This is a genomic window from Cupriavidus alkaliphilus, assembly GCF_900094595.1.
Lineage (GTDB): Bacteria > Pseudomonadota > Gammaproteobacteria > Burkholderiales > Burkholderiaceae > Cupriavidus > Cupriavidus alkaliphilus.
This window is the reverse complement of sequence record NZ_FMAD01000009.1, coordinates 61,308-87,760: the sequence shown is the minus strand read 5'-3', so window position 1 is coordinate 87,760 and position 26,453 is coordinate 61,308. Positions and strand designations below refer to the sequence as shown.

The following is a 26,453-nucleotide window of genomic DNA, read 5'->3' as shown; positions in this document are numbered from 1 at the left end:
GAGGGCGGGCGGTGGCAATAGCGACGCGCTTCACTTCGTCGATACGCTGGCCCTCACCCCAGCCCTCTCCCGCAAGCGGGAGAGGGAGCAAGCAAGCGGCTGGATTCGGGGTATCACCCCGGAATCATCCCCGGCAGCCAATACGCCTGCACCATCGTCATCACCCCGATGATCACCGCGAACAGCAGGCTGTGCTTCACGGTGAAGCGGAACAGCTCCGACTCCTTGCCCACCAGCCCGGTCGCCGCGCAGGCCACCGCGATCGACTGCGGCGAGATCATCTTGGCGGTGACGCCGCCGGTGGTGTTGGCCGCGACCATCAGCGTGTCGGACACGCCGATCTGGTGCGCGGTGGTGTTCTGCAGCGCGCAGAACAGCGCATTCGACGAGGTGTCGGACCCCGTCAGGAACACGCCCAGCCAGCCCAGGAACGGCGAAAAGAACGGGAACGCCGCGCCGGTGCCGGCCAGCAGCAGCGCCAGCGTCGACGACATGCCCGAGTAGTTGGCGACAAAGGCGAACGCCAGTACCAGCCCGATCGACAGCACCGGGCGCGCCAGTTCCACCAGCGTTTCCCCGAACGTGGCCAGCAGGTCGCGCGGCTTCATGCGCAGCAGCACGGCGGAGATCAGCGCGGTCAGCAGGATCGCGGTGCCGACGGCGGAGAGCAGGTCGATCTTCAGCACCGCGTCATAGGCCTTGGGCGTGGTCACGATCGGCGCGGCCTTGATCACCAGCTGGTCCAGGCCCGGCACCTTGAACTTCAGCACCGTGCCCGCCAGCGGGCCGCTGGCGGCGAACAGCGCCTTGAACGGCTGCAGGCTCCACACCGTGACGATGGCGGTCAGGATGCCGAACGGCGCCCACGCGCGCAGCGTTTGCGCGAGCGTATAAGGCGATGCCTTGCGGCTCTGCATCGCGCCGCCGAAGCCGCCGCCGAAGCCCGCCAGCGCGACCGTGCCGCCGCTGACGTTGCCGGCGCTGCCGCCGGCGCGCTGCGAGGCGCTGCGCGGCTGCCATACCTTCAGGAACGCCGCCAGCGACACCAGGCTCACCAGCGCCGAGGTGATGTCCGGCAGTTCCGGCCCGATATGGTTCGAGGTGAAGTACTGCGTCACGGCAAAGCTGCCGCCGCACACCAGCGCCGCCGGCCAGGTCTCGCGCACGCCCTTGGCGCCGTCCATCATGAAGACGAGCCAGAACGGCACCAGCAGCGACAGCAGCGGCAACTGGCGACCGGCCATGGCGCCGATATGGAACGGGTCCAGTCCCGTCACCTGCCCGGCCACGATGATGGGAATGCCCATCGCGCCGAATGCCACCGGCGCGGTATTGGCGATCAGGCACAGCCCCGCCGCGTACAGCGGGTTGAAGCCCAACCCCACCAGCAGCGCCGCGGTGATCGCCACCGGGGCGCCGAAGCCGGCCGCACCCTCCAGGAAGGCGCCGAAGGCAAAGCCGATCAGCAGCATCTGCAGGCGCTGGTCGTCGGTGATCGACAGCACCGAAGCGCGGATCACGTCGAACTGGCCGGTCTTGACCACGATCTTGTAGAGGAACACCGCGGTCACGATGATCCACGCAATCGGCCACAGCCCGTAGGCAAAGCCGAAACCGGCCGAGGCCAGCGCCTGCTGCGCGGGCATGCCGTAGGCAAACACCGCCACGGCCAGCGCCAGCAGCAGCGTCACCGCCGCGGCGACATGGCCCTTCATGCGCCAGACCGCGAGCGCGATGAAGAAGAACACGATGGGGATCGCTGCCGCCAGTGAGGACAGCCACAGGCTGCCTAGTGGTGTATAGAGTTGGGTCCAGGGTTGCAAGGGTGGTCTCCTGATTTGGTGGTGGTTCGGGAAAGCATTGTTGTTGTGGAACGTGTGGGGGCGTCGATTCGCGCGCTTGTGTACTCCCTCTCCCGCTTGCGGGAGAGGGTTGGGGTGAGGGCCAGAGCTTCAACAAAGTGCAAACGCCTCGTGCTTGCCGCGCGCCCGCCCTCACCCCCGCCCCTCTCCCGCAAGCGGGAGAGGGGAGCAAACCAGCGGGTATGGGGATGCGTCAGCCCGGCGCCGCCGCCTACTCGGGCTGCCCCTTTTCCTTCAGCAGGTCCGCCAGGCTCTTCGCCGCCGGCTTCAGCGGCGTGCGGTGCTGCGTCCATCCCATCTGCCGCGCCGGTGTCAGCGCGCGCAGGCGCGTGGCGGCCCAGCGGAACAGCCGGTACGCCGCCGGGTGCGAATAGGCCCCGCTCCAGAAGCGCCATACCAGGTGCTCGCCGCGGCTGTACTTGGCGCCCTGGCCGCGCAGCGGATTGGCCACCGGTTGGTCGGGCGCGCGGTTGGACTCGGTGCGCAGGCGCACCAGCAGTTGCGGGATCGGGATGCGCACCGGGCAGACCTCGCCGCAGGCACCGCACAGGCTCGAGGCGGTGGCCAGGTCGGCGGTGGCGTCCAGCCCCAGCAGGTGGGGCGACAGGATCTTGCCGATCGGGCCCGGGTAGGTGGTGCCGTAGGCGTGGCCGCCGATGCGGGCGTAGACCGGGCAGTGGTTCATGCACGCGCCGCAGCGGATGCATTGCAGCGTGGCGCGCAACTGCGCGTCGGCGTACGCCTGGGTGCGGCCATTGTCGAGCAGCACCAGGTGCACTTCGCGCGGGCCGTCGCGCTCGCCGGCGCGGCGCGGGCCCGAGATCAGGTTGAAGTACGTGGTGATGGCCTGGCCGGTGGCCGAGCGCGTCAGCAGCGTCGACAGCGGCACGATGTGCTCGAGCCTGGCCACCACCTTCTCCATGCCCATGATGGCGATATGCACGTCCGGCACGGTGGTCGACAGCCGGCCGTTGCCCTCGTTCTCCACCAGCCATAGCGTGCCGGTGTCGGCGGCGGCGAAGTTCACGCCGGACAGGCCGATGTCGGCCTCGACAAAGGCCTGGCGCAGCGCGCGCCGTCCTGTCTGGATCAGCGCGTCGACGTCCTCGGTATAAGGCGTGTCGGGGATATGCTCGGTAAACAGCTGCGCGATATCGCCCTTGGTCTTGTGAATCGCCGGCATCACGATATGCGAGGGCTTCTCGCCGGCCAGCTGGACGATGTACTCGCCCATGTCCGATTCGATGCAATCCACGCCGCGCTCGGCCAGGTAATGGTTCAGCTCGATTTCCTCGCTGGCCATCGACTTGCCCTTGATCACGCGCGTGGCCTGCCTGGCGCTGGCGATGCCGTGGATGATGGCGTTGGCCTCGTCGGCGGTCTCGGCCCAGTGCACCTGCACGCCGGCGGCGGTCAGCTTCTGTTCCAGTTGCACCAGCAGGTCAGGCAGGTTGGCCAGCGCGTGCTGGCGCACCGCCTCGCCGAGGTCGCGCAGGCGTTCGAGTTCGTCGGCGTCGGGGAACTGCGCCAGGCGCTTGCCTTGCAGGAAGTCCATCGCGCCGCGGAAGCTCTGGCGCAGCTTGGGGTCGTCCAGCGCCTCGCGGGCGCGCGCCTTGAACTCTCGCGGCGCAACGAATTGCAGGGTCTGCTGGCTCATTGCGCGGCCTCCGCGGCGTCGGTTTCGATCACGACCCACAGCCGGCGCGGACCATGCGCGCCGTAGGCCAGGGTCTGCTGGATGTCCGAGGTCTTGGACGGGCCGGAGACCAGCACCAGGTTGGTCGGCATGCCATCAGCCCAGCGCTCGGCGCGCGCGGCCATGTGCAGGTCGTCATGCAGCGTCGACGCGTGCACCAGCGCGACATGCAGCGGCGGCACCAGCGATACCGTGCGGGGCGAGCCCGCATCGGGTGCCAGCACCAGCGTGCCGGTGGCGGCGATGCCGGAGCGCGCCACGGTGAAACCGGCGTCAACGGTGTCGAACAGCTCGCCCTTCCACGCCTCGATCGGGCGGTCGTAGCCGATGGCTTCGATACCGGTCGGCAACGCCGTTGCCAGCGCCGCGCCGGCCGTGGTGGCCGGATCGAGCAGCAGGCGCTTCACGCCAGCACTGGCCAGTTCGCCGGCGAGCAGCGCCGGCCAGGCGCCGGCGTCGGCGCACCAGACTTCGGCATGCAGGCCTTGCAGCGCGGCCCGCATCGCGGCAACGCGTGCGCCAGTCGTTGGCGCGCCATGGCGGCGCGCTTCGAAATGGCTGTCGATGCGGCGGTCCAGCTCGGTGGTTTGCGGGGAGGGCACGGGTGCGGCGGCGCGCAGCCGGCCGAGCATGCGTTCGCGGGCGCCGGGCGTGCTCATGCGGCACCTCCGCTACGGCGCCACAGGAAGCTGGCGAGGTGCTCCACCCGCAACGGCGCGCGGTCGTGCGCGGCGGTATGGCCGATATTGAGCAGGCAGCCGCAGTCGGCCGAGACCAGGCGCTCGCAGCCGGTGGCGCAGGCCGACGCCACCTTGTCGCGCACCATGGCGCCGGAGATATCGGGATGCTTGAGCGAGAAGGTGCCGCCGAATCCGCAGCATTCGGACTCGCGTTCATGCTCGACGCGGGTCACGCCCGGCAGCGCATCGACCAGCGCCACGCCGTGCTGGCGCGTGCCCATTTCGCGGCGCGCGCCGCACGAGGTATGCAGCACGATGCGCTCCGGCGGCTGGGCCGATGGCGCGGCAGTGCCGAAGTCCACCTTCAGCACATGCAGCAGGAACTCGCCCAGCTCGTAGACGCGCCCGGCCAGTTCGCGGGCCTTGGGGCCGGCCACCGGATCGTCGGTAAAGAGCTGGGGCCAGTGGTGGCGCATCATGCCGGCACACGAGCCGGACGGCACGATCACCGGCCACGGCTGGCCGAACAGGTCGAGCTGGGCGCGCGCGACCGCACGCGCCGCGTCGGGGTTGCCGCTGCTGTAGGCGGGCTGGCCGCAGCAGCTCTGGCCGCGCGGGAAATGCACGGTCAGGCCTTCGCGCTCGAGCAGCCGCACGGCGTCGAGGCCGGCCTGCGGCACGAACATGTCGACCAGGCAGGTGGCAAACAGGTAGGCCTGCGTGGGGGCAGGGCCGCTGGGGTACTGACGATCCTTCATGTCTCGCTCCACACGTGCTGGGTCGCACGTTTGGGCGCATAATTCCCGCTTCCGCGCGGCGCTTCAAATTGGTTGGACCAATCCCGAAGGCGCGCCGCGCACCCTCAGGCACGTTCAGGAGCGAGGACACACGGCATGACGGCAGCCAGGCACGGGCATACCCGCGGACGCGTGGAGTCGGTGATGCGGCGCATCGAGACCGCGCTGCTCGACGGCACCTGGCCGCCCGGCACGCGCCTGCCGGCCGAGCGCGTGCTGGCCGGGCAGTATGCGGTGGCGCGCAACACCGTGCGCGAGGCGATCCAGCGCCTGGCCGCGCGCGGCCTGCTGCAGAGCCGGCGCGGCGCGGGCGTCTATGCCACCGACCAGCTGCGTGCCGGCATTGCCTCGCCGTGGGGCCAGCTGGTGGCGGACCATCCCGCGCTGCGCGAAGACATCCTCGAGTTCCGCCGCGTGCTGGAAGGCGCCACCGCTTATTTCGCGGCGTTGCGCGCGGATGCCGCCGACGTCAGGCGCATGCGCGCGCTGATGGCCGAACTGGAACGCGCCCGCGCCGCCGACGACAAGCAGGCCGAGGCCGATGCCGACGCGCAGCTGCATGACGCCATCGCCCGGGCCTCGCACAACACCATGTTCCTGCACCTGCATACCAGCGTGATCGGCATGCTGCGCGAGCACATCACCATCAACGGCACCGGCCTGCGCGAACAGGACGAGGGCGCCTCGGAGCTGCTATTACTGCAGCACCGCACCCTGTGCGATGCCATCTGCGCGCGCCGCCCCGAAGAGGCGCGCACGGCGATGCAGACCCACATCGATTTCGTCCGCAGCCGGGTGGAGCAGGACGGCGGCTGAGACAAGTCCGTTGGCCCATTTTTGGTCCGACCACCGGCCCGGCGTGCCGGCCGCGGCATTCAGATCAGGCCGGCGCCGGCGAGTTCGCGCTTCAGGTATGCGTAAAAGATCGGCCCGGCGATCACGCCCGGGATGCCGAACAGCGTTTCCATCAGCAGCATCACCATCAGCAGTTCCCACGCCGCCGCCTGGATGCGCGCGCCGATAATGCGCGCATTCAGGAAGTACTCGAGCTTGTGGATCACCACCAGGAACACCAGCGAGCCCACCGCGATCGGCAGCGACACCGACAGCGAGGCCACCACGATGGCCGTGTTCGAGATCAGGTTGCCCAGCACCGGCAGCAGGCCCGCGACGAAGGTGATCACCACCAGGGTCTTGCTCAGCGGCAGGTGCACGCCGAACAGCGGCAGCACCAGCAGCAGGTAGATCGCGGTCAGCACGGTGTTGATCGTGGAGATCTGGATCTGCGCAAAGATGAACTGCGAGAACGCCTGCTGCAGCGTGCGCGCGCGCGCCACCAGGGCTGCCGCCAGCGGGCGCCGGTTGGGGCGCGCCACGGCGCGGTACAGCGCCACCATTGCGCCGATCACCAGGCCGATCAGGATATGCACCAGCGTGCGCAGCACCTCGGCGCCCAGCTTCTGCGCCATCGCGGCGTGTTCGCGCAGGGTGTCGATCAGTGTGTTGGCTAGTTCGTCGACGCCGTTGGGCAGCGCGTCGCTGACCCACGGCGGCAGCTGCCCGCGCGAGCGGTCGATGATGTCGGCGACGTGGTTGAGCAGGCCGTCCAGGGTATTGCCCTCGCCGCTGACAAAGCGCACCAGCAACCAGCCCGCCAGCGTCAGCCCCAGCAGGATCAGCGCCGACAGGATCGCCACCGCGAGCGCGTCGTGGCGCTGGTGCAGGCGCTTCAGGCGCGGCGCCAGTACGTCCACCAGCGAATACAGCAGCAGCCCCGAAAGCAGCGCCGCCACCAGGTTGGCATGCAGCACGGTCCAGAGCGCCAGCGCGGTCAGCAGGTAGGCGACGGTGCCGACGCTGTACCAGGCGGCCGGCGGCAGGCGCGGGGTGACGGTCGGTTCGGGGTCTTTCATCGGTGTCTCCGGCATGCAATTTGCTGAAAAGGAAGTCCTGGATTCTCGCCGATCCAGATGTAATGGCTGCGTCAGGCGCCCGTGCCGCCGCGAGCTGGCGCGGATGTTGGCATATCGGCACACGCAAAGGGTGTCTATATTAGGGGGAATCGTGCACGGCCAGCCGTTCGCCGCGCTGTTTTCGATTGTCGCCAGGTACAGGAACGCAACGCATGGCCTACACCCATACCATCGACACCCACCGCCACGTCTTTGCCGACCTGCGCACGCTGCTGGCCAGGGCCAGCCCGGCGCGCTCCGGCGACGCGCTCGCGGGCCTTGCCGCGCAAAGCGAACAGGAGCGGATGGCGGCACGGCTGGCGCTGGCCGAGGTGCCGCTGACGCGCTTCCTCAACGAGGCGCTGGTGCCTTATGAAGACGACGAGGTCACGCGCCTGATCCACGACCGCCACGACGCCGCCGCCTTTGCCGCGATCGATGCCACCACCGTGGGCGACCTGCGCAACTGGCTGCTGCGCCACGAGACCGACAGCGCCATGCTGGCGCGGGTGGCGCCCGGCATCACGCCGGAGATGGCGGCGGCGGTCAGCAAGCTGATGCGCAACCAGGACCTGGTCGCGGTGGCGCGCAAGTGCCAGGTGGTCACGCGTTTTCGCAGCACGGTGGGGCTGCCGGGCCGGCTGGCGGTGCGGCTGCAGCCCAACCACCCCACCGACGATCCCAAGGGCATCGCCGCCTCGATCATCGACGGGCTGCTCTATGGCTGCGGCGATGCCACCATCGGGGTCAATCCGGCCTCGGACAACCTCGGCGCGATCGTCTCGCTGCTGCGCATGATCGATGAGCTGCGCAGCCGCTTCGACATCCCCACGCAGTCCTGCGTGCTGACCCACGTCACCAACACGCTGCGCGCGATCGGCCAGGGCGCGCCGGTGGACCTGGTGTTCCAGTCCGTGGCCGGCAGCGAGCGCGCCAATGCCGCCTTCGGCATCAGCCTGTCGCTGCTGGCCGAGGCGCACGACGCGGCGCAGGCACTGGCGCGCGGCACCGTGGGCGACAACCTGATGTATTTCGAAACCGGACAGGGCAGCGCGCTGTCGGCCGACGCGCACCATGGCGTCGACCAGCAGACCATGGAGGCGCGCGCCTATGCGGTGGCGCGCGCGTTCTCGCCGCTGCTGGTCAATACCGTGGTCGGCTTTATCGGGCCGGAGTACCTGTACGACGGCAAGCAGATCATCCGCGCCGGGCTGGAAGACCACTTCTGCGGCAAGCTGATGGGCGTGCCGATGGGCTGCGACGTCTGCTACACCAACCATGCCGAGGCCGACCAGGACGACATGGATACGCTGCTGACGCTGTTCGGCGTGGCCGGCATCAACTTCATCATGGGCGTGCCGGGCGCCGACGACATCATGCTGAACTACCAGAGCACCTCGTTCCACGACGCGCTGTACCTGCGCGAAGTGCTGGGGCTGCGCCCGGCGCCGGAATTCGAGGCCTGGCTGCAGCACATGGGCATTGCCGACGGCGCCGGCCGGCTGCTGGAGCCCGCCGCGCGCCAGCCGCTGCTGCAGATGGCCCACAGCTTGTAAGGAGCCGCGATGACCGCCAAACGCCAGGCTCCCGCCATGCCGGATCCCGCCGCGGCCGAAGCCGACCCGTGGCAACGGCTGCGCCGCTTTACGCGCGCGCGCATCGCGCTGGGCCGCACCGGCCACAGCCAGCCCACCGACGCGGTGCTGGCCTTCGGCTTGGCCCACGCGCAGGCGCGCGATGCGGTGCACCTGGCGCTGGAGGTGGGCGCGGTCACCGCGGCGCTGGATGCGGCCGGGCTTGCGCACGCGGCGGTGCACAGCGCGGCGCCGGACCGCGAGCACTACCTGCGGCGCCCCGACCTGGGCCGTCGTCTCGACGAAGCCAGCCGCGCGCGGCTGGATGCGACGCGGCCGCGGCAGGCGCCGGATGTGGTGTTCGTGATTGCCGATGGCCTGTCGGCGCTGGCCACGCAGCGCCATGCGCTGCCGCTGCTCCAGGCGGCGCGCCAGCGCCTGCCGCAGGGCTGGCAGATCGGTCCCGTGGTGGTGGCCGAGCAGTCGCGCGTGGCGCTGGGCGACGAGATCGGCGAGCGCCTGGGCGCGCGCCAGGTGGTGATGCTGATCGGCGAGCGGCCCGGGCTGAGTTCGCCCGACAGCCTCGGCATCTACCTGACCCATGCGCCGCGCGTCGGCCGCACCGATGCCGAGCGCAACTGCATCTCCAACGTGCGCCCGGAAGGGCTGTCCTATGCGCAGGCCGCCGAGCGGCTGGTGTTCCTGCTGCGCGGCGCGGCGGCGCTCGGGCGCTCCGGCGTGGACCTGAAGGACGACAGCGCGCCCGCGTTGCCCGCGGGCGGCGCCGGGCCACCGCCACAGCTGCGCTGAAAACAGCAAACGGCCACCACGCGGGCCGCAACCCGCGTGGTGGCCGTTGCCGTCGCACCGCTTACATCATGCGGCGCGAGAACTGCCCGTGCCCGGCGTCCGACATCAGTTGCTTGAACTGGTCGCCACTCATGTGCACCAGGTCCTGGTGGTCGCCGCCCTCGAAATACACTTCGGGCTGCTGCATCAGGCTGTCGTCCACATAGGTCTGCATGCCGTATGCCATTGCCACCGGCGGAATCGCGCCGAGGTCGCAATCCTTGAATATCTCGCGGATCTCGTCCTCGTGCGCCAGTACCAGGTTGCGCCCGGTCTGTTCACAGATGGCGGCCATCTGCAGGTGATGGCTCGAAGGGATCACAGCGGCAACGTAGCCGCGTTCATCCTCCAGCAACAGCGTCTTGGCCAGCCGGTCCCCGGGCACGTGCGCGGCCTCTGCCGTGGCCATGCTGCTCAGGGTGTAGGGGTGGCGGATGATGTCGTAGCGGGTGTTCTTGCTGCTCAGGCAGTTTGCGAGCGTGCTAGCCAGGGCCATGGTTGCTCCTAGGTTCCGGATGCGCCGACGGTTATCCTTGTGCTCCTAATATAGTGCGCCGGCGCCATGACAATGGGCTGCGGTTAGCGGTGCAGCCGCGGCCACACCGCCTGCAGCTCGGTTTTCAGGAAATTCAGCAGGTAGCGTGTGGCCAGGGTCTGGTAGCGGTTGGGCATGGTCAGCATGTAGAGCTTGCTGCCGAACACGCTGATGCGGTAGTCGGACAGCAGCGGCACCAGCGCGCCGCTGTCCAGTTCCCCGCCGATCGCGTAGATCGGAAAGATGCCGACGCCCAGGCCGGCCAGCACCGCCTCTTTCAGGAAGGCGAAATTCTCCGAGCTGAGCGTGGGCTCGAGCACCACTTGTTCGCGCACCTCGTCATCGTTGCCGCCTGCGCGCGAGCCCGATGCCTTGAGCTTCTGCCCCACCGGCGACGCGCACACGATCGCATGCGCCTGCAGCCCGGCCAGTGCCTGCGGCGCCGGGTGGCCGGCAAGGTACGCGGGCGCGGCGCAGACAATCCAGTCGACCGCGCCGATCTCGGTGGCGACGACCGAATCCGGCGGCGTCGAGATGATGCGCAGCGCCACCTCCACGTCCTCGGACACCAGGTTGTGCACGCGGTTGTCGAACACGACATCCAGCGTGATGTCCGGATAGCGCTGCTTAAACCGCACCAGCAGCGGCGACAGCAGCGAATGGCCCAGCCCGGTGGGCACCGACAGCCGCACATGGCCCTGCAGGCTCTTGCCCATGTTGCTGATCAGCGCATTGGCCGCCGCGACCTCGCCCAGGATATTGCGGCCGTGCTCGTACAGCCCGGCACCGACGGGCGTCGGCTCGACGTGGCGCGTGGTCCGGCGCAGCAGTTGCACGCCCAGCTCTTCTTCCAGCGCCTTGAGCCGGTAGCTGACATTGGCGCGCGTCATCTTAAGCTTGCGCGCGGCCGCGCTCAGGTTGCCGGCGTCGACGATGTCGACGAACAGGCGCAGGGCGTTCAGGTCCATGGGGTGGTCAGAGGAAGACGGGAGCGGTCACAGCCCCCGTATATTGCCATGCCGGCGCAGCCAGCCCGGGTATGCCGCAGTTGCGATACAAGCGGCGGGCAGGGGCGACAAAGTCGGCAGGCGGTACTGCCAACTGTTCCGCTCGCGGGACATCAAAGCCGCACTGGCACCGTCCGGCGCCGGCCCGCAATGCGTTATTGCGTGCCGTGCGGCTTGCACTGTGCGCGGGTCTGGGCAATGATTCGAGCCGGACCCTCAACTGGCCTTCTGCGCCCCCGTTTGCCATGCACCGCTCGTTGCGCCGATGGCTGTGCCTGCCTTTGTTCTTTGCCGGCGCCAGCGCCTCCGCCCAGGATCTGGTCGAATGCAAGCGGATCGAGCATGACCAGCTCATCATCGCCTCCCAGGAAACCCTGCTGTTCCTGCGCTGCCGCGCGCGCCAGGTCGCGTATGAGGCGCCGCGCCTGAAGGGCGTGTCACAACGCGTCAAGGACGACCTGGTGTTCGCGTGCCTGGACCAGGCCGACGCCGTCGAGCACCAGCTGCGCGTGCGTCACGGCTATTCGCGCGAAGCGCTGGCGCGCCAGCGCTGCGAACTGTCCGGCGCGCTCACCCCCGGCGGCTGAAGCCGGGACGTCGGCTTCAGGCATAGCCGCCATTGGCGCGCAGTACCTGCGCATTGACCCACGCACCGTCCGGCCCCGCCAGGAAGGCCACCGCCGCGGCGATGTCGTCCGGCGTGCCGAGGCGTTCCAGCGGCGCCAGTTTCGCCAGCTGCGCCACCTGCTCCTCTGACTTGCCCTCGAAGAACAGGTCGGTCGCGACCGGCCCCGGTGCCACCGCGTTGACGGTGATGCCGCGGCCGCGCAGCTCGTTGGCCAGCACCCGCACCAGCCCTTCGACGCCGGCCTTGGCCGCGATGTACGGCCCGTAGCCGGGGAAGGCGCGCGCAATCACGCTGGTCGACAGCGCGATGATGCGTCCGCCCTGGCCCAGCCGCGCCGCGGCCTCGCCCAGCACCAGGAAGGCGCCGCGCAGGTTGGTGGCGATGGTCTGGTCGAAGGCGTCGACGCTGGCAGGCGCAACCGGCTTCAGCGTCATGATGCCGGCGCTGTTGACCACCACGTCGAGCCGGCCGAAGGCCTGTTGCGCGGCATCGAACAGGCGCGCCACGTCGGGCGCCTGCGCCACGTCGCCCTGGACGGCGATCGCGTTGGCGCCGGCCGCGCGTGCCGCCGCCACGGTTTCTTCGGCGCGGGCGGCGTTGCCGGCATAGCCGATGGCCACGTCGAAGCCGTCGGCGGCCAGCCGCAAGGCGATGGCGCGGCCAATGCCGCGGGAGGCGCCGGTGACGAGCGCGGCACGGCGGGAGGTAGCGGGAAGGGCGGTCATGGCAGTTTCCTGGTCGGGTTGGGAATGACTGCATGATGGATGTTGGCGATCGCTGGATAAATGGCCGCTGAAATAAAGGATTAGACAAAACCAATCAACAATCTCCGACGTGATGACTTCGCCTCACCCGCGCCGGATTGGCGCTAATCCCTTGCTGGCGTTGCAGGCTCCGCCTGCGCCGAGCCGGGGCTTGCGTTAAGATCGCTTCCTTCCCAGCCGTTTTTTGGCGCGCCGTTGCGCTGCATTCCGCGTCTTGCCATGAGCAATCTGAACCAGCAATCCATCCTTTCCGTCCATCACTGGACCGACACCCTTTTCAGCTTCACCTGCACGCGCGACCCTGGTTTCCGCTTTGAAAACGGCCAGTTCGCCATGGTCGGCCTGGAAGTGAATGGCCGCCCGCTGCTGCGCGCCTACAGCATTGCCAGCGCCAACTATGAAGAGACGCTGGAATTCTTCAGCATCAAGGTGCCCGACGGCCCGCTGACTTCGCGCCTCCAGCACCTGCGCGAAGGCGACCAGATCTATGTCGGCAAGAAGCCCACCGGCACGCTGCTGGTGGACAACCTGCTGCCCGGCAAGACCCTGTGGCTGCTGGCGACCGGCACCGGCCTGGCGCCGTTCCTGTCGATCATCCGCGACCCGGAGGTCTACGAGCGCTACGACAGGGTCGTGCTGACCCACACCTGCCGCTTCGTCGAAGAGCTGGCCTACCGCGAGCTGATCCAGGAACACCTGCCGCAGCACGAGCACCTGGGCGACCTGGTGCGCGAGAAGCTGGTGTACTTCCCGACCGTGACGCGCGAAGAGTTCGACAACCGCGGCCGCATCACCGACCTGATTGCCTCGGGCGAGCTGTTCGAGCGCCTGGACATGGCGCCGTTCTCGACCGAGAACGACCGCATCATGCTGTGCGGCAGCCCGGATATGCTGAAGGACGTGCGCGCCATCCTGGAAGCGCGCGGCTTTGCCGAAGGCAATATGAGCCACCCCGGCCATTTCGTGCTGGAAAAGGCCTTCGTCGGCTGAGTCCGGCCCGCCCCGGCGCGGATCGGTTCCGCGCCGGGCGCCTTGGTTGTATCCCCGCGCGCGCTACACCTCGCGCGTCATTCCCTTCAGGTCGATCCACTCGGCAAACTGCGCCTCGGTGACATGCCCCGATGCGATCGCCGCCTCGCGCAGCGACAGGTTGCGCTTGACCGCGAGCTTGGCGATTTCCGCCGCGCGGTCGTAGCCGATATGCGGATTGAGCGCGGTCACCGGCATCAGCGAGCGCTCCAGCAGTTCGGCGATGCGCTCGCGGTCGGCCTCGACCCCCTCGACCATATGCTCGGCAAAGCTCGAAGCCGCGCCCGCCAGCAGGCTCACCGACTGCAGCAGGCTGTAGATGATCACCGGCTTGTAGGCGTTCAGCTCCAGCGTGCCGAGTCCGTTCGCCAGCGTCACCGTGGTGTGGTTGCCGATCACGCGGCAGCACACCATCGCCAGCGCCTCGGCCTGGGTCGGGTTGACCTTGCCCGGCATGATCGACGAGCCCGGCTCGTTGGCCGGCAGCACCAGTTCGGCAAAGCCGGCGCGCGGCCCGGACCCCAGCAGCATGAAGTCGCGTGCGATCTTCAGGAATGACGATGCGGTGGTGTTGAGCGCGCCCGACAGGTCGGCCAGCGCGTCGTGCGCGGCCTGCAGCGCATAGCGGTTGGGCGCGGGCTCGAACGGCAGGCCGGTGTAGTCGGCCAGCGCGCGCGCAAAGGCGGCGGCAAAGCCGTGCGGCGCGTTCAGGCCGGTGCCCACCGCGGTGCCGCCCTGCGCCACCGGCATCGCGCGCAGCATGGCCTGCTGCAGGCGCGACTGCGCATCGGCCACCTGCGCCATGTAGCCGGAGAACTCCTGCCCCAGCGTCAGCGGCACCGCGTCCTGCAGGTGGGTGCGGCCGACCTTGACGATATCGGCAAAGGCTTCGACCTTGCGCGCGAAGGTCTGCTGCAACTGCTCCAGCGCGGGCAGCAGCTGCTGCTGGATCGCCCGCGTGGCGGCGATGTGCATCGCGGTCGGGAAGCTGTCGTTGGACGACTGGCTGGCGTTGACGTGGTCGTTGGGATGGACCGGGGTCTTGCTGCCGACCTCGCCGCCCAGCAACTGGATGGCGCGGTTGGCGATGACCTCGTTCAGGTTCATGTTGGTCTGCGTGCCGGAGCCGGTCTGCCAGACCGACAGCGGGAACTCGTCGGGCCAGCGGCCCTCGATGACCTCGTCGGCGGCCTGCTCGATGGCATGCGCCAGTTCGGGCCGGAGCACGCCCAGTTCGCCGTTGGCGCGGGCCGCGCACAGCTTCAGGATGGCAAAGGCCTCGATCAGCGCGGGCGGCATCTTCTCGGTGCCGATGCGGAAGTTCTGGCGCGAGCGTTCGGTCTGCGCTCCCCACAGATGGTCGGCGGGCACGGGCACGTCGCCCAGGCTGTCTTTTTCGATGCGGGTGGCGGCGGTGGACGGGTCTGGCATGGGCTGGCTCCTTGGCAAGGCGGCGGACGGCTGGGCCGGGGGGCGTGGTGCGGTCCATTAGAATACCGCTTCGCCATGGCGGGTGCCTGCGCTCCGCCGTCTTGCCGGGTTGCCGGCGTTCGCGACCTCTTCCCGCCGCATGCTCATCGCCCAGCTCAAATCCTTCTTCATGGTGGCCCGCATCGGCAGCGTCACGCAGGCGGCCAAGCGCCTGGGCCTGTCGCAGCCCACTATCACAGCGCAGATCCGCGCGCTGGAAGAGGCCTACGGGGTCGAGCTGTTCCATCGCGGCGGGCGCCGGCTGGCGCTGTCCGACGCCGGGCTGGCGCTGCTGCCGCGGGTCGAGGCGCTGGTGCAGCAGGAAACCGAGATCGACTTCTTCCTGCGCCATTCGGGCGACCTGCGCACCGGCAGCCTGCGCGTTGGGGCCACCGCCCCTTATTACGTGCTGGAACTGATCCGCCGCTTCAGCGAGCGTTTTCCGGCGATCGACGTGAGCGTGGTCACCGGCAACTCGCAGGAGGTGCTGGAGGCGCTGCAGGAATACCGCGTCGACCTCGCCACCTCGTCGCAGCGCGTCGACGATGCGCGCCTGTCACGCATGCTGCTGGGGGTGGATCCGCTGATGCTGGTGGTGCACCGCACCCATGCGCTGGCCGGGCATACGGAAGTGCCGGTGAGCGCGCTGGCAGGCTGCCGGCTGCTGATGCGCGAACTGGGGTCGACCACGCGCATCGCCACCGAAGACATGCTGGCGCAGGCGCGCGTCAGCCCCGCCGCGCAGATGGAAATCGGCAGCCGCGAATCGATCCGCGAAGCGGTGATCCGCAACCTGGGCGTTTCGGTGATCGCCCGGCACGAGGTGCCCAGCCATCCTGACCTGCGCGTGCTGGGCTTCACCGATGCCGCGCCGTGCCTGCACGAATACCTGTACTGCCTGCGCGAGCGGCGCGGCGCGCGGCTGATCGATGCCTTCGTCGCGCTGGCGGACGCGCCGCCGGAGCAGGCGAGCGGCGCGGCCGACTGAGTCCGCTGGCGCTACGCCGTCATCTTCAGGCACTGCTCCATGCAGACGGCGCAGGCGCGCGCGCATTCCTGGCAGTGCTCGGCATCATGGCGCTCGCATTCCTCCTTGCACCACTTGCAGACCTCGGCGCAGTCCTCGCACACCAGCGGCGCGAACTCGCTGTTGCGCAGCATGTAGGACGCGGCGAGCTGGGCGATGCCGGCGCAATCCATGTCCAGCGCAATGCAGCGCGCCATCTTGCGCACGTCCTGTTCTTCCAGGCACGCGGCCGCGCACTTGAGGGCGGCAGCCGCCGCGGCATTGCAGGCGGCAATGCAGTCGGCGTAGCGGGCGGCGTTTTCCTGCACGGTGGGTCGGATCATGGAACGTCCTCCTTCGGGGGTAGGTGGATGGAACCGGCATGCCCGCGGTGCGGCAGGCGGCGCATCCGCGCCCGCACGGGGCATCGTTATCCACAATAGCAGGCGCTGCAGCTTCCTGTCGGCCCGGTATTTGCAGCGCCGCGCTGGTTACAATGCCGGGTAGGCGCGGCAGGCAGGCGCCGGCACGCAGGCATCGCGGCCGTCACCTGCGCCACGGTCCGGGGCACCACCGGCCCGCATTGCGCATCTAACAGGCACGGCACCGGCCAGAACGGCCGGCCGCTGCAAACACACACCGGCAGCACGGGGAAGGAAAGACATCATGGGCGAGGCAAAACGGCGGGGAACCCCCGAGGAGCGTGCGGCACAGGCACGCGCAAAGATCGAGGCCTTGCGCCCCGCCCAACTGGTGTGCGGGCACTGCAAGACCGCCTTCGCGCAGTTCGACGCGCTCGACGTGCCGGGCCTGCCCGGCATCGACGCGGTGTTCGGCGGCGAATGCCCGAACTGCGGCAACGACGTGGTGGTATTCAAGGGCGCGCCCGAGGCCGTCGCCCAGGCCATGATCGCCTGGGAGAAGATGCTCGGCGCCGACGCCCAGCTTGGCTACCAGTCCAGCGACGGCCGCCACGTGCCGTTCGAGCCCGAGGGCGCGGAAGGCGCGATGCCGGACAAGCCCGCGGGCACGCTTCACTGAGCCGAGGAAGGCCCCGCGTGCTGCGGGATGGGTTCGTCCGCCAGTTCGGGCGGGCCGATCTCGTAGCGGCCGCGGCCGGCGCCCTTGGCGCGGTATAGCAGCACGTCCGCGAGCCGCATCAGCTCGTGGTCCTGCGCGGGGCCGCCGCGGTACAGCGCCACGCCGATGCTGACATCGACGTCGGCCTGCACGCCTTCGAAGCTGAAAGGGAGATCCATTGCCTGCAGGATCGCCTGGGCCACGCGGCGCGCGGCGGCGGGCTGCGGCAGGTCTTCCAGCACCACGGCGAACTCGTCGCCGCCCAGCCTGGCCACGGTATCGCTGTCGCGCACGCAGTGGCGCACGCGCTGCGCGAAGTCCTGCAGCAGCAGGTCGCCGGCGGCGTGGCCGTGGATATCGTTGACGGCCTTGAAGCGGTCCATGTCGAGATACAGCAGCGCCATCAGCGTGCCGTGCTCGCGGCTGCGCGCCATGGCCGCGTGCAGCTGGCCTTCGAAGGCGCTGCGGTTGAGCAGCTGGGTCAGGTGGTCGGTGCGCGATATGCGCGCCAGGCGCTGCGTTTCGAGCTTGCGCTGCGTGATGTCCTGCACGTGGACATGCACGCCCACGACTTCGCTGCCGTCGACGCTCCATTCCGGGCGCAGGCTGGTTTCCATGCAGTGGTAGTCGGGGCTCTCGTCCTCGGTTTCGAAGGTCACCGCGCTGCCGGCCAGCGCGCGTTCCAGAAACGGCCGCACGCGCGCGAAACGGGCTTCGCCGAGCACCTCGCGCATCGGCTTGCCGCGCAGCTCTTCCGGCTTCAGGCCGAACACCCGCTCGTAGGCGAGGTTGTTGAACACATAGCGCGCTTCGGTATCGACGAAGGCCAGCAGCGATGGCAGCGTGTCGGTCACGGCGCGCAGCCGCCGTTCGCTGCGGTCCAGCGCCTGGCGGCGCTCGCGCACGTCGCGCATCAGCTTGATGAAAGCGCGGGTCAGGTCGCCGATCTCGTCGCGCTGCTGGCGCGTGGGCAGCCGCTCGAACGCCGACAAGTCGTTGGCGCTGGCCAGCACCACCCGGTGCAGGCGCGACAGCGGCGTCAGCTGGCGCCGCACCGCCAGCCAGATCAGCAGCGCCACGCCTGCCATCGCCACCCCCGCCATGCCGAGGAAGCGCTGCTGCATCTGGCGCAGCGGGGCGTAGGCCTCGCGCGCCGGCAGCAATGCCACCAGTTCCCAGCCGGTGCTGGACATCAGGTGGCGCGCAATCACCGGCCGTGCCGGGGTGAGGAATTCCATCGGCGCGGGGCTGTCGTCCTCGCCGCAGGTGTCGGCCACGGGCCGTGCCGGCTGGCGCGCCTGGGCGGGATCGGGATGGCGCACGTAGACCGGCTCGCGGCCGGCCGAGACCAGGCAGTAGTAGCCGGTGGTGCCGAGCCGGTTGTGCAGGATGTCGACCAGGAAGTTGGCGCTGGACAAGTCCAGCCACCCGCCCACCAGGCCCAGGAAACCGCGCTGCGGCGACAGCACCGGCACCGCCACCAGCACGCCCATCTGGCCGCTGGTGCGCGAGCGGATCGGCGGCGATACCACCGGGGCCAGCGTGCGCGCCGCCTCGCGGAAGTAGGCGCGGTCGCTTACTTCGGCGCCGGCGCCCTGGTCGCTGAGAACATTGCCGTGCCGGTCGGCGACCAGCAGCGCGTTGAACGCCGCCGGCACCGGGATCGCGGCGGACAGCGCCTGCAGCGCGCGCTGCCGCGCCGCAGCAGCGTGCGCGCCGTGCGCCTGCGCCATCAGGCCGTCGAGCTGGCCGGCCTGGTGCGCCAGCAGCTGGATACGATCGTTCATGGCCGTGTCCAGCTGGTTGGCGGTCAGCTTGACCACGGAGTCCTGCTGGCCCTCGAGCGCATCGTGCAGATCGCTGTGCGCGTCATACAGGGCGATCAGCACGATGCCGGTACCGAACACCGCGGCCAGCACGGTGGTGATGATCGCAATGCGCGCTTTCAGCGTGGGCGTGTAGACGTGCATGTCGGGTGCAGTGGGGGCGCAAGGCGGGCGAGGTGATCGCAGGCTTGTCGCAAACTGCAGGTCGAGTCTCGGGTATAACCCTAGCATACCCCGCCGCAGTGGGGCATCCGGCATTTCCCCGCTGCCGGCGCCATGCCGCGGCGGGGCTGTGCGCGCTGCCTGCGCCACGGTATAGTCCCCCGCTAAGGCGAGGGCTGGCCGCGTGGCGGCATGCCTGCGCAGGGGCGGTGCCCCTGCCGCATGCCCGAACCCACCGACCATGAGACTGACTTCGCTTTCTCCCGCCCTGTTGTCATTGCTGGTCGCCGCCGGCGGCGCGATGCTGACGGCGGGGGCCTGGCGGCAGGCCGACCGGCTCGAGCGCCGCGCCGCCCAGCAGCACTTCGATGCGCTGCTGACGCAGGCCGGCAGCGCGCTGCGCGAGCGCATGCTGGAAAACGAGCGGCTGCTGCGCGGCGTGGCCGCGGTGATGACGGCCAATCCCGGCACCTCGCGCGCGCAATGGCGCAACTACCTCTATACCGCGCAGCGCGACGACCTGCCGGCCGGCACCCAGGCCATTGGCTACGCGCCGCTCGCCACGCCGCAACAGGCACCGCGGCTGGTGCAGACTGCCCGCGCCGACGGCCTCGCCGATTACACCATCTATCCCGCCGGCGCGCGCGAGCTGTACGCGCCCATCCTCTACATCGATCCGCTGGACGGGCGCAGCATGCGCGTCGCGGGTTTCGACATGCTCTCCGAGCCCACCCGCCGGGCCGCGCTCGAGGCCGCGCGCGACAGCGGCGAGCCGCGCCTGAGCGCCGGCCTGGATCCGCTCGGCGAGCCCGAGACCGTGGCGCGCCAGCGCGGCGCGCTGGTATTCCTGCCGGTCTATGGCGGCGGTGCTCCGCTCAGCACGGTGGCGCAGCGGCGCGAGGCCGTGCTGGGCTACGTTTACCTGTCATTGCGGCTGGGCGACCTGATGCGCGCGGTCGGGGCCTCGGCGTCGAACGAGCTCGAACTGTCGTTGCACGAGGGCGGCCCCAACGGCGCCCGGCTGTCGGGCGGCCCCACCGAAGGCGAACTGCGCGAAGACGGCAGCGCCCCGCTGCTGCGCGGCGAGCGCCAGTTCCACTATGGCGGCCGCAGCTGGACGCTGCGCGCCGCGACCCGTCCCGCCTTCGAAGCCGCGCATGGGCCCCGGCCCGCTTTCCTGGTCCCGGCCGCGGGGGCGCTGGCGACATTGCTGCTGGCGTGGCTGACCCATGCGCTGGCGCGCCAGGGCCGCGCCGCGCGCCTGCGCGAGGCGCGGGCCATGGACGCCAGGGAAGACGACAGCGCCATGCTGCAGGCCTGTCTGGCGCAATCCGCCGATGGCTTCGTCGTGACCGACGCCCAGGGCGTGGTGGTGCGCGCCAGCGAGCGCGCCGGGCAATTGCTGGGCACCGATGCCAGGCGCCTGGCCGGACGCAGGTTGGACGCGCTGATTCCCGGTGCCACCGGCGTGGTGCCTGCCGACACCGCGGCGGGTTCCGCGATCCACCGCGAACTGGCGGGCGTGCGTGCCGACGGCGACAGCTTTGCGCTGCGCGTCAGCGTCGCGCCCCTGCCCGCGGGCGACGGCGCCGCGCCGCACTGGCTGTGGGCGGTCACCGACCTCGCGCCCGAGCGGCGCGCGCAGGACGCCGCCGCGGTGCAGGCCGCGCGCTATGCCGGCCTGCTAGACCACGCCGCCTTCTGCGTCATCACCTTCGACGAGCATGGCCTGATCACCGGCATCAACGCGGCCGGCCAGCGCATGCTGTGGTACAGCAGCGCCGAGCTGGTCGGCCACATGCCCATCACCGGCCTGCATGTCGCCACTGAACTGGCCGACCACGCACGCGCGCTCAGCGCCGAGCTGGGTGCGCCGGTGCCGCCGGGACTGCCCGCGCTGCTGGCCAAGCCGCGGCTGGGGCTGACCGATGAACGCGAATGGACCTGGGTGCGCAAGGGCGGTTCGCGCATGCCGGTGCGGCTGGCGGTGTCCGCGTTGCCGGCGCCCGCGTCGCCAGTGAATTCAGGCGCCATGCCGTCGCCCGGCTACCAGGCGATCGGCTATGACCTGACCGAGCGCCTGCGCGTGGACGAGTACATCCGCCACCTGGCACTGCACGATCCGCTCACCGGCCTGCCCAACCGCGCCGAGCTGAGCGAGCGCGCCCAGGCCTTGCTGCTGCACGCGCGCACCCGCGGCGAGCGCGTGGCGCTGCTGCTGCTCGACCTGGACCACTTCAAGCGCATCAACGATTCGCTCGGCCACCCGGTGGGCGACGACGTGCTGCGCACCATGGCCGACCGCATCAAGGGCACGGTGCGCCAGGGCGACCTGGTCGCGCGCATGGGCGGCGACGAGTTCGGCGTGGTGCTGGGCGGCCTGCGCCACGACAGCGAAGCCGAACTGATCGCCGCCAAGATCCAGGCACGCGTCAATGAAGAGCTGCTGGCCGGCGGCCAGCGGCTGCGCGTGACGCCATCGATCGGCATGGCGGTGTTCCCCGACGACGGCGACACGCTGACCGAACTGCTCAAATCCGCCGACTCCGCCGTCTACGCCGCCAAGCAGGGTGGGCGCGCACGCCTGTGCCGCTTTGCCAGCGCCATGGCCGAGGCCTCGCTGACGCGCTTCACCATCGAAGGCCTGCTGCGGCGCGCGCTGGCCGGCGACGAATTCCGGCTGCGCTATCAACCGATCGTCGATACCGCCACGCTGACCATTCCCGGGGTCGAGGCGCTGATCACGTGGGAGACCGCGGAGCGCGGCGTGATGCAGCCGGCCGAGTTCATTCCCATTGCCGAGCAGAGCGGCCTGGTGGTGCCACTGGGCGAATGGGCCCTGGCCACCGCCTGCCGCGAGATCCAGGCCTTGCGCGAGGAACTGGGCCGCGAGCTCGAGGTGGCGGTCAATATCTCGCCGCTGCAACTGCGCCAGGCCAGCTTCCCCGATACCGTGGCGCGCTGCCTGCAGCAGGCGGGCCTGCCGCCGCAGGGGCTGGTGATCGAAGTCACCGAAGGCGTCCTGGTCGATGGCGGCGAGACCACCATCGAAACCTTCCGCCGCCTGCGCGAGCTGGGCGTGGGGCTGTCGATCGACGATTTCGGCACCGGCTATTCCGGGCTCAACTACCTGACCCGCTTGCCGATCAGCCGGCTCAAGATCGACAAGTCCTTCGTCGACGGCGTGGCCACGCCGGGCCACGACCAGGCCGTGGCCGCCGCCATCATCACGCTCGGCCACCAGCTGCATCTCAAGGTGATCGCCGAAGGGGTGGAGACGGCCGCGCAGTTTGCCTTCCTGCGCGCGCAGGGATGCGACGGGCTGCAGGGCTTCCTGTTCAGCCAGGGCGTGCCGCAGCAGGCGCTGCGCGATGTGCTGCGCAAGCCGCTGCCGGTGCCGGACACAGACTGCATGTCCCCCGCCTCCACCCCGCAACAGGCCTGACTCGCGCGGCGCGCGCCGCATCCCAAATCCCCCGATACCTCCATCGAAATACTTTGCCGATCTGCCATATGGCTGGCATCTGCGCTGCCTATGCTGGCGGCCAATTCGAGCGAGATGCAGGGAGATTCGGTGATGCAGGCAGGCAAGCCAACGCAGGGCAGGGCGTTCCTGGCCGTGGAGCAGGTCAGCAAGCGCTTTGGCGGCCCCGGCGGCTTCCTCGCGCTGGACGGCGTGTCGCTGTCGGTCGGGCAGGGCGAGCTGCTGTGCCTGCTGGGCCCGTCCGGCTGCGGCAAGACCACGCTGCTGCGCATCATCGCCGGCCTGGAGCGCGAGGACGCCGGCCGCATCCACGCCGGCGCGCGCGAGCTGACCGGCCTGCCGCCGCAGGCGCGCGACTACGGCATCCTGTTCCAGTCCTACGCGCTGTTCCCCAACCTGACCGTGGCGCAGAACGTCGCCTACGGCCTGCACGGGCGCGGCATGGGCCGCACGCACCGCGACGCGCGCGTGGCCGAGATGCTCGACCTGGTCGGCCTGGCCGGCAGCGAGCGCAAGTTCCCGGGACAACTCTCGGGCGGCCAGCAGCAGCGCGTGGCGATGGCCCGCGCGCTGGCGCCGGCGCCGTCGCTGCTGTTGCTGGATGAGCCGATGTCGGCGCTCGACGCACGCGTGCGCGAGCATCTGCGGGTGGAGCTGCGCCAGCTGCAGCGCCGCCTGAACATCACTACCGTGATGGTCACCCACGACCAGGAAGAGGCCATGACCATGGCCGACCGCATCGCCGTGATGGATGGCGGGCGCATCGTGCAGGCGGGCACGCCCGCAGAGATCTACGAGCAGCCGGCGTCGGCCTTTGTCGCCGGCTTTGTCGGGCAGGCCAACTGGCTGCCCGGGCACAGCGCGCCGGCCGGGCGCTTCACGATTGGCGAAGGCAGCCAGGCGGTGGAGTTGCAGGTCGACGCGCCGCAGCCGCTGGCTGGCGCCGGCCGGCTATGCTGCCGCCCGGAGGCGGTGCGGCTGGACCCGGACCCCGCCGAGCCCAACCGGCTGCTGGCACGCGTGGTCGACCAGACCTATCTGGGCAACCGCTACCGTCTGGCCCTGCAAGCCGACCGCCTGCCCGGCCTGACGCTGTTTGCCGACGTGGCGCGCGAGGCGCGCCACCGGCTGCCGGAGGCGGGCGGCCACAAGTTCTGGATTGCCTTGCCGGCGCCGGCGCTGCGGGTGTTCGCATGATGCGCGCCGCCACCGCCTTGCTGCCGGCGCAGGCACCGGCGTCCCGGCAGCGCGGCACCGGCCTGGCCGCGCGGCTGGCGCACGGCGCGCCCGCGGCGATGAAGTGGCTGTGGCTGGCCGGTCTTGCCGTGGGCCTGCTGCTGCCGTTGCTGGCGCTGTTCCGCCAGGCCTGGTTCGATGGCGCGGGCCAGTGGGTGCTGGGCGCGCGCATGGCCGCGCTGGTATCCGGCCCCAACTTCCTGCCGATGCTGGGGCGCAGCGTGGCGGTGTCGCTGACGGTGGTGGCGCTGGTGGTGCCGCTGGCGTTCGGCTTTGCCTACGCGCTGCAGCGCTCCTGCATCGCGCTGCGGCCGCTGTGGCGCGGCATTGCGCTGCTGCCGCTGTTCGCGCCGTCGCTGCTGCCGGCGATCGCGCTGGTCTACCTGTTCGGCAACCAGGGCATCTTCCGCGACGCCTTCGGCCCGGGTGGCATCTACGGCTTCTGGGGCATCGTGCTGGGCGAGGCCTTCTACACCTTCCCGCATGCGCTGATGGTGTTGGTGGCGACGCTGTCGCTGGCCGATGCGCGCCTCTATGAAGCGGCGCGCGCCATGGGCGCCGGCCCGTGGCGCACGTTCCGCACCGTGACGCTGCCGGGCGCGCGCCAAGGCCTGTTCGCCGCGGCCTGCCTGGTGCTGACGCTGGTGATCACGGACTTTGGCGTGCCCAAGGTGGTGGGCGGCGGCTACCCGGTGCTGGCGCTCGAGGCGTACAAGGCCGTGGTGGGGCAGCAGCAGTTCGACCGCGGCGCGCTGATCGGCATGCTGCTGCTGGCCCCCGCGCTGCTGACCTTTGCCGTCGACATGGCGCTGCAGCGGCGCCAGCGCACGCAGCTGGGCAGCCGCGCGCAGGTGTATGTGCCGGCGCCCGAGCGCGGCCGCGACAGCGCCTGCCTGCTGCTGGTGCTGGCCGTCAGCGCCGCGCTGCTGGCGGTGGTCGTCACCGCGGTGGGGGCGTCGCTGGTCAGGCTGTGGCCGTACAACCTGAGCCTGACGCTGGCGCACTATGATTTCGACAACATGGATGGCGGCGGCTGGCTGGCCTATCGCAACAGCCTGAAGCTGTCCGTACTGACCGCGCTGGCCGGCACCGTGGCGATCTTCCTCGGCGCCTGGCTGACGCTGCGCACGCGCGGACCCGCCTGGCTGCATGGCGTGCTGCGCGCGGGCTTCCTGCTGCCGATGGCGGTGCCGGGCCTGGTGCTGGGGCTGGGCTATGTGTTTTTCTTCAACGCGCCCGGCAATCCGCTGCACGCGCTGTACGGGACCATGGCGCTGCTGGTGCTGTGCAATGTCGCGCACTGCTACACCACCGGCCACCTGACCGCGGCCGCTGCCTTGCGCCAGCTCGACCACGAGTTCGAGGCCGCCGCACTGTCGCTGGGCGTGGCGCCGCTGCTGACGTGCTGGCGCGTGACCGTGCCGGTGTGCCTGCCGGCGCTGCTCGACATCTTCCGCTACCTGTTCGTGTCGTCGATGACGACGGTCTCGGCGGTGATCTTCCTGTACAGCCCCGACACCGTGCTGGCCGCGATCTCGGTGCTGAACATGGACGATGCCGGCGATACCGCGCCCGCCGCGGCGATGTCGACGCTGATCCTGCTGACCGCCGTGCTGGCCGCGCTGTTGCTGCACGCGCTCTCGGCCGGCTGGCTGCGCCGCGCGCAGCGCTGGCGCGCCGGCTGAGCCTTCCGTTTTGTCATCCCGCTGCACTGGGCAACACACTGACCGATTCCAAAGGAGAAACCATGTCCCGCATCACCCGCCTTTCCGCGGCCATTGCAACCGTGGCCGCCGCCACGCTGCCGCTGCTGGCCGGCCACGCCGCCGCTGCCACCGTGCTGACGGTCTACACCGCGCTCGAAGCCGACCAGATCGCCGCCTACAAGGCCGCGTTCGAGAAGGTGCATCCCGATATCGAGATCAAGTGGGTGCGCGATTCCACCGGCATCGTCACCGCCAAGCTGCTGGCGGAAAAGGCCGCGCCGCGCGCCGACGCGGTGTGGGGCCTGGCCGGCTCCAGCCTGGCGATCCTGGACAAGGAAGGCATGCTCGACCCGTACGCGCCGAAGAACCTGGCCGCGATCGACGCCAAGTACCGCAGCCCGGCCAACCCGCCGGCATGGGTCGGCATGAACGTGTGGGGCGCGGCGATCTGCTTCAACACGGTCGAGGCGCAGAAGCAGGGCCTGCCCAAGCCCACTTCGTGGGCCGACCTGACCAAGCCCGTCTATGCCGGCAAGGTGGTGATGCCGCATCCGGCCTCGTCCGGCACGGGCTTCCTCGACGTCAGCGCATGGCTGCAGATGATGGGCGAGCAGAAGGGCTGGCAGTACATGGATGCCCTGCACAAGAACATCGGCCTGTACACGCACTCGGGTTCCAAGCCTTGCAAGATGGCCGCGCAGGGCGAATTCCCGATCGGCATCGCGTTCGAGTACCGCGCCATGAAGTCGAAGAAGGAAGGCGCGCCGATCGATATCGTGCTGCCCAGCGAAGGCCTGGGCTGGGACATCGAGGCGACCGCCATCGTCAAGGGCACGAAACATCTCGATGCGGCGCGCAAGCTGGCCGACTTCTCGGCGTCGCGCGAGGCGATGGCGCTGTATGAAAAGAACTTCGCGGTGCTGGCCGTGCCCGGCATCGCCAAGCCCGACGCGCTGCTGCCGGCGGATTACGAGAAGCGCCTGATCAAGAACGACTTCCGCTGGGCCAGCGATAACCGCGACCGCATCCTGGCCGAATGGAGCAAGCGCTACGAAGGGAAGGCGGAGAAGAAATAAGGCCGTCGGGCCGGGCGCCGCGGCGACAACAGCG

22 protein-coding genes are annotated in these 26,453 nt (G+C 69.9%); 11 read left to right on the top strand and 11 right to left on the bottom strand.

What is annotated here, in order from left to right; genetic code table 11:
* Positions 1 to 113: 113 nt before the first annotated feature.
* From GA0116996_RS19155 to GA0116996_RS19140, 4 genes are all read right to left on the bottom strand, one after another.
* Positions 114 to 1,823: a lactate permease LctP family transporter gene (locus GA0116996_RS19155; RefSeq protein WP_092314797.1), complete on the bottom strand. Its 1,710-nt coding sequence runs from the start codon at positions 1,821 to 1,823 to the stop codon at positions 114 to 116.
* Between the two features lie 250 nt (positions 1,824 to 2,073).
* Positions 2,074 to 3,519, bottom strand: coding sequence for a LutB/LldF family L-lactate oxidation iron-sulfur protein (locus GA0116996_RS19150; RefSeq protein ID WP_092314795.1), 1,446 nt, complete (start codon positions 3,517 to 3,519; stop codon positions 2,074 to 2,076).
* The gene (locus GA0116996_RS19145; RefSeq protein WP_092314793.1) at positions 3,516 to 4,217 is read right to left on the bottom strand and encodes a LutC/YkgG family protein; all 702 of its coding nucleotides are present in this window, start codon (positions 4,215 to 4,217) and stop codon (positions 3,516 to 3,518) included. The genes GA0116996_RS19150 and GA0116996_RS19145 overlap by 4 nt, the downstream gene beginning before the upstream one ends.
* On the bottom strand, positions 4,214 to 4,996 hold the full coding sequence (locus GA0116996_RS19140) for a (Fe-S)-binding protein (RefSeq protein WP_092314791.1): 783 nt from the start codon (positions 4,994 to 4,996) through the stop codon (positions 4,214 to 4,216). The genes GA0116996_RS19145 and GA0116996_RS19140 overlap by 4 nt, the downstream gene beginning before the upstream one ends.
* Before the next feature lie 135 nt (positions 4,997 to 5,131).
* On the opposite strand from GA0116996_RS19140, the gene GA0116996_RS19135 reads away from it, so the two are divergent.
* Positions 5,132 to 5,851, top strand: a complete 720-nt coding sequence (locus tag GA0116996_RS19135) for a FadR/GntR family transcriptional regulator (RefSeq protein ID WP_183298852.1) — start codon at positions 5,132 to 5,134, stop codon at positions 5,849 to 5,851.
* Positions 5,852 to 5,910: 59 nt separating this feature from the next.
* On the opposite strand, the gene GA0116996_RS19130 is transcribed toward GA0116996_RS19135, so the two are convergent.
* Entirely contained in the window at positions 5,911 to 6,948 is a 1,038-nt protein-coding gene (locus tag GA0116996_RS19130; protein WP_092314787.1) for an AI-2E family transporter, read from the bottom strand.
* A gap of 212 nt (positions 6,949 to 7,160) precedes the next feature.
* On the opposite strand from GA0116996_RS19130, the gene GA0116996_RS19125 reads away from it, so the two are divergent.
* Together GA0116996_RS19125 and eutC are read left to right on the top strand one after the other, a co-directional pair.
* The gene (locus tag GA0116996_RS19125; protein WP_092314785.1) at positions 7,161 to 8,543 is read left to right on the top strand and encodes an ethanolamine ammonia-lyase subunit EutB; all 1,383 of its coding nucleotides are present in this window, start codon (positions 7,161 to 7,163) and stop codon (positions 8,541 to 8,543) included.
* A gap of 9 nt (positions 8,544 to 8,552) precedes the next feature.
* Positions 8,553 to 9,371 carry an ethanolamine ammonia-lyase subunit EutC gene (gene eutC, locus GA0116996_RS19120; RefSeq protein WP_092314783.1) on the top strand — a complete coding sequence of 273 codons (819 nt, stop codon included), beginning with the start codon at positions 8,553 to 8,555 and terminating at the stop codon, positions 9,369 to 9,371.
* A 61-nt stretch (positions 9,372 to 9,432) separates the two neighbouring features.
* On the opposite strand, the gene GA0116996_RS19115 is transcribed toward eutC, so the two are convergent.
* Together GA0116996_RS19115 and GA0116996_RS19110 are read right to left on the bottom strand one after the other, a co-directional pair.
* The gene (locus tag GA0116996_RS19115) at positions 9,433 to 9,906 is read right to left on the bottom strand and encodes an aminoacyl-tRNA deacylase (RefSeq protein ID WP_012354949.1); all 474 of its coding nucleotides are present in this window, start codon (positions 9,904 to 9,906) and stop codon (positions 9,433 to 9,435) included.
* An 83-nt stretch (positions 9,907 to 9,989) separates the two neighbouring features.
* The gene (locus tag GA0116996_RS19110) at positions 9,990 to 10,913 is read right to left on the bottom strand and encodes a LysR family transcriptional regulator (protein ID WP_092314781.1); all 924 of its coding nucleotides are present in this window, start codon (positions 10,911 to 10,913) and stop codon (positions 9,990 to 9,992) included.
* A 284-nt stretch (positions 10,914 to 11,197) separates the two neighbouring features.
* On the opposite strand from GA0116996_RS19110, the gene GA0116996_RS19105 reads away from it, so the two are divergent.
* Positions 11,198 to 11,539, top strand: coding sequence for a hypothetical protein (locus GA0116996_RS19105; RefSeq protein WP_092314779.1), 342 nt, complete (start codon positions 11,198 to 11,200; stop codon positions 11,537 to 11,539).
* Positions 11,540 to 11,555: 16 nt separating this feature from the next.
* On the opposite strand, the gene GA0116996_RS19100 is transcribed toward GA0116996_RS19105, so the two are convergent.
* A complete protein-coding gene (locus GA0116996_RS19100) occupies positions 11,556 to 12,305 on the bottom strand; it encodes an SDR family oxidoreductase (protein ID WP_092314777.1) in 750 nt (249 codons plus the stop codon).
* Positions 12,306 to 12,563: 258 nt separating this feature from the next.
* On the opposite strand from GA0116996_RS19100, the gene GA0116996_RS19095 reads away from it, so the two are divergent.
* Positions 12,564 to 13,334 carry a ferredoxin--NADP reductase gene (locus GA0116996_RS19095; protein ID WP_092314775.1) on the top strand — a complete coding sequence of 257 codons (771 nt, stop codon included), beginning with the start codon at positions 12,564 to 12,566 and terminating at the stop codon, positions 13,332 to 13,334.
* Between the two features lie 63 nt (positions 13,335 to 13,397).
* Here GA0116996_RS19095 and fumC read toward each other — a convergent pair whose 3' ends face one another.
* A complete protein-coding gene (gene fumC, locus GA0116996_RS19090) occupies positions 13,398 to 14,804 on the bottom strand; it encodes a class II fumarate hydratase (protein WP_092314773.1) in 1,407 nt (468 codons plus the stop codon).
* A gap of 139 nt (positions 14,805 to 14,943) precedes the next feature.
* Between fumC and GA0116996_RS19085 the strand changes: the two genes are divergently transcribed.
* On the top strand, positions 14,944 to 15,831 hold the full coding sequence (locus tag GA0116996_RS19085) for a LysR family transcriptional regulator (RefSeq protein ID WP_092314771.1): 888 nt from the start codon (positions 14,944 to 14,946) through the stop codon (positions 15,829 to 15,831).
* Positions 15,832 to 15,842: 11 nt separating this feature from the next.
* Here the strand turns inward: GA0116996_RS19085 and GA0116996_RS19080 are convergent, their stop codons facing one another.
* Entirely contained in the window at positions 15,843 to 16,193 is a 351-nt protein-coding gene (locus GA0116996_RS19080; protein ID WP_012354956.1) for a four-helix bundle copper-binding protein, read from the bottom strand.
* Positions 16,194 to 16,515: 322 nt separating this feature from the next.
* Here GA0116996_RS19080 and GA0116996_RS19075 point away from each other — a divergent pair, with 322 nt between their 5' ends.
* The gene (locus GA0116996_RS19075; protein ID WP_092314769.1) at positions 16,516 to 16,890 is read left to right on the top strand and encodes a hypothetical protein; all 375 of its coding nucleotides are present in this window, start codon (positions 16,516 to 16,518) and stop codon (positions 16,888 to 16,890) included.
* On the opposite strand, the gene GA0116996_RS19070 is transcribed toward GA0116996_RS19075, so the two are convergent.
* Positions 16,884 to 18,899: a sensor domain-containing diguanylate cyclase gene (locus GA0116996_RS19070; RefSeq protein ID WP_092314767.1), complete on the bottom strand. Its 2,016-nt coding sequence runs from the start codon at positions 18,897 to 18,899 to the stop codon at positions 16,884 to 16,886. The two genes, GA0116996_RS19075 and GA0116996_RS19070, sit on opposite strands and share 7 nt — an antisense overlap.
* A gap of 259 nt (positions 18,900 to 19,158) precedes the next feature.
* Here GA0116996_RS19070 and GA0116996_RS19065 point away from each other — a divergent pair, with 259 nt between their 5' ends.
* From GA0116996_RS19065 to GA0116996_RS19050, 4 genes are all read left to right on the top strand, one after another.
* Positions 19,159 to 22,362 (top strand): bifunctional diguanylate cyclase/phosphodiesterase, encoded by a 3,204-nt coding sequence (locus tag GA0116996_RS19065; protein WP_092314765.1) that lies wholly within the window; start codon positions 19,159 to 19,161, stop codon positions 22,360 to 22,362.
* Between the two features lie 132 nt (positions 22,363 to 22,494).
* Complete coding sequence (locus GA0116996_RS19060) at positions 22,495 to 23,598, top strand: putative 2-aminoethylphosphonate ABC transporter ATP-binding protein (protein ID WP_092315108.1); 1,104 nt, start codon at positions 22,495 to 22,497, stop codon at positions 23,596 to 23,598.
* Positions 23,595 to 25,322 (top strand): putative 2-aminoethylphosphonate ABC transporter permease subunit, encoded by a 1,728-nt coding sequence (locus tag GA0116996_RS19055; protein WP_092314763.1) that lies wholly within the window; start codon positions 23,595 to 23,597, stop codon positions 25,320 to 25,322. Before GA0116996_RS19060 ends, GA0116996_RS19055 begins: the two co-directional genes overlap by 4 nt.
* A 62-nt stretch (positions 25,323 to 25,384) precedes the next feature.
* A complete protein-coding gene (locus GA0116996_RS19050) occupies positions 25,385 to 26,419 on the top strand; it encodes a putative 2-aminoethylphosphonate ABC transporter substrate-binding protein (RefSeq protein ID WP_092314761.1) in 1,035 nt (344 codons plus the stop codon).
* The last annotated feature ends 34 nt before the right edge of the window (positions 26,420 to 26,453 follow it).

Excerpts from the sequence above, each read along its gene's own strand:
- GA0116996_RS19100 (WP_092314777.1), bottom strand. The coding sequence starts at position 12,305 with ATGACCGCCCTTCCCGCTACCTCCCGCCGTGCCGCGCTCGTCACCGGC.
- GA0116996_RS19110 (WP_092314781.1), bottom strand. The coding sequence starts at position 10,913 with ATGGACCTGAACGCCCTGCGCCTGTTCGTCGACATCGTCGACGCCGGC.
- GA0116996_RS19135 (WP_183298852.1), top strand. The coding sequence starts at position 5,132 with ATGACGGCAGCCAGGCACGGGCATACCCGCGGACGCGTGGAGTCGGTG.
- GA0116996_RS19075 (WP_092314769.1), top strand. The coding sequence starts at position 16,516 with ATGGGCGAGGCAAAACGGCGGGGAACCCCCGAGGAGCGTGCGGCACAG.
- eutC (WP_092314783.1), top strand. The coding sequence starts at position 8,553 with ATGACCGCCAAACGCCAGGCTCCCGCCATGCCGGATCCCGCCGCGGCC.
- GA0116996_RS19050 (WP_092314761.1), top strand. The coding sequence starts at position 25,385 with ATGTCCCGCATCACCCGCCTTTCCGCGGCCATTGCAACCGTGGCCGCC.
- GA0116996_RS19070 (WP_092314767.1), bottom strand. The coding sequence starts at position 18,899 with ATGCACGTCTACACGCCCACGCTGAAAGCGCGCATTGCGATCATCACC.
- GA0116996_RS19140 (WP_092314791.1), bottom strand. The coding sequence starts at position 4,996 with ATGAAGGATCGTCAGTACCCCAGCGGCCCTGCCCCCACGCAGGCCTAC.
- GA0116996_RS19150 (WP_092314795.1), bottom strand. The coding sequence starts at position 3,519 with ATGAGCCAGCAGACCCTGCAATTCGTTGCGCCGCGAGAGTTCAAGGCG.
- GA0116996_RS19065 (WP_092314765.1), top strand. The coding sequence starts at position 19,159 with ATGAGACTGACTTCGCTTTCTCCCGCCCTGTTGTCATTGCTGGTCGCC.
- GA0116996_RS19105 (WP_092314779.1), top strand. The coding sequence starts at position 11,198 with ATGCACCGCTCGTTGCGCCGATGGCTGTGCCTGCCTTTGTTCTTTGCC.
- GA0116996_RS19115 (WP_012354949.1), bottom strand. The coding sequence starts at position 9,906 with ATGGCCCTGGCTAGCACGCTCGCAAACTGCCTGAGCAGCAAGAACACC.
- GA0116996_RS19130 (WP_092314787.1), bottom strand. The coding sequence starts at position 6,948 with ATGAAAGACCCCGAACCGACCGTCACCCCGCGCCTGCCGCCGGCCGCC.
- GA0116996_RS19055 (WP_092314763.1), top strand. The coding sequence starts at position 23,595 with ATGATGCGCGCCGCCACCGCCTTGCTGCCGGCGCAGGCACCGGCGTCC.
- GA0116996_RS19145 (WP_092314793.1), bottom strand. The coding sequence starts at position 4,217 with ATGAGCACGCCCGGCGCCCGCGAACGCATGCTCGGCCGGCTGCGCGCC.
- GA0116996_RS19085 (WP_092314771.1), top strand. The coding sequence starts at position 14,944 with ATGCTCATCGCCCAGCTCAAATCCTTCTTCATGGTGGCCCGCATCGGC.
- GA0116996_RS19095 (WP_092314775.1), top strand. The coding sequence starts at position 12,564 with ATGAGCAATCTGAACCAGCAATCCATCCTTTCCGTCCATCACTGGACC.
- GA0116996_RS19125 (WP_092314785.1), top strand. The coding sequence starts at position 7,161 with ATGGCCTACACCCATACCATCGACACCCACCGCCACGTCTTTGCCGAC.
- GA0116996_RS19060 (WP_092315108.1), top strand. The coding sequence starts at position 22,495 with ATGCAGGCAGGCAAGCCAACGCAGGGCAGGGCGTTCCTGGCCGTGGAG.
- fumC (WP_092314773.1), bottom strand. The coding sequence starts at position 14,804 with ATGCCAGACCCGTCCACCGCCGCCACCCGCATCGAAAAAGACAGCCTG.
- GA0116996_RS19080 (WP_012354956.1), bottom strand. The coding sequence starts at position 16,193 with ATGATCCGACCCACCGTGCAGGAAAACGCCGCCCGCTACGCCGACTGC.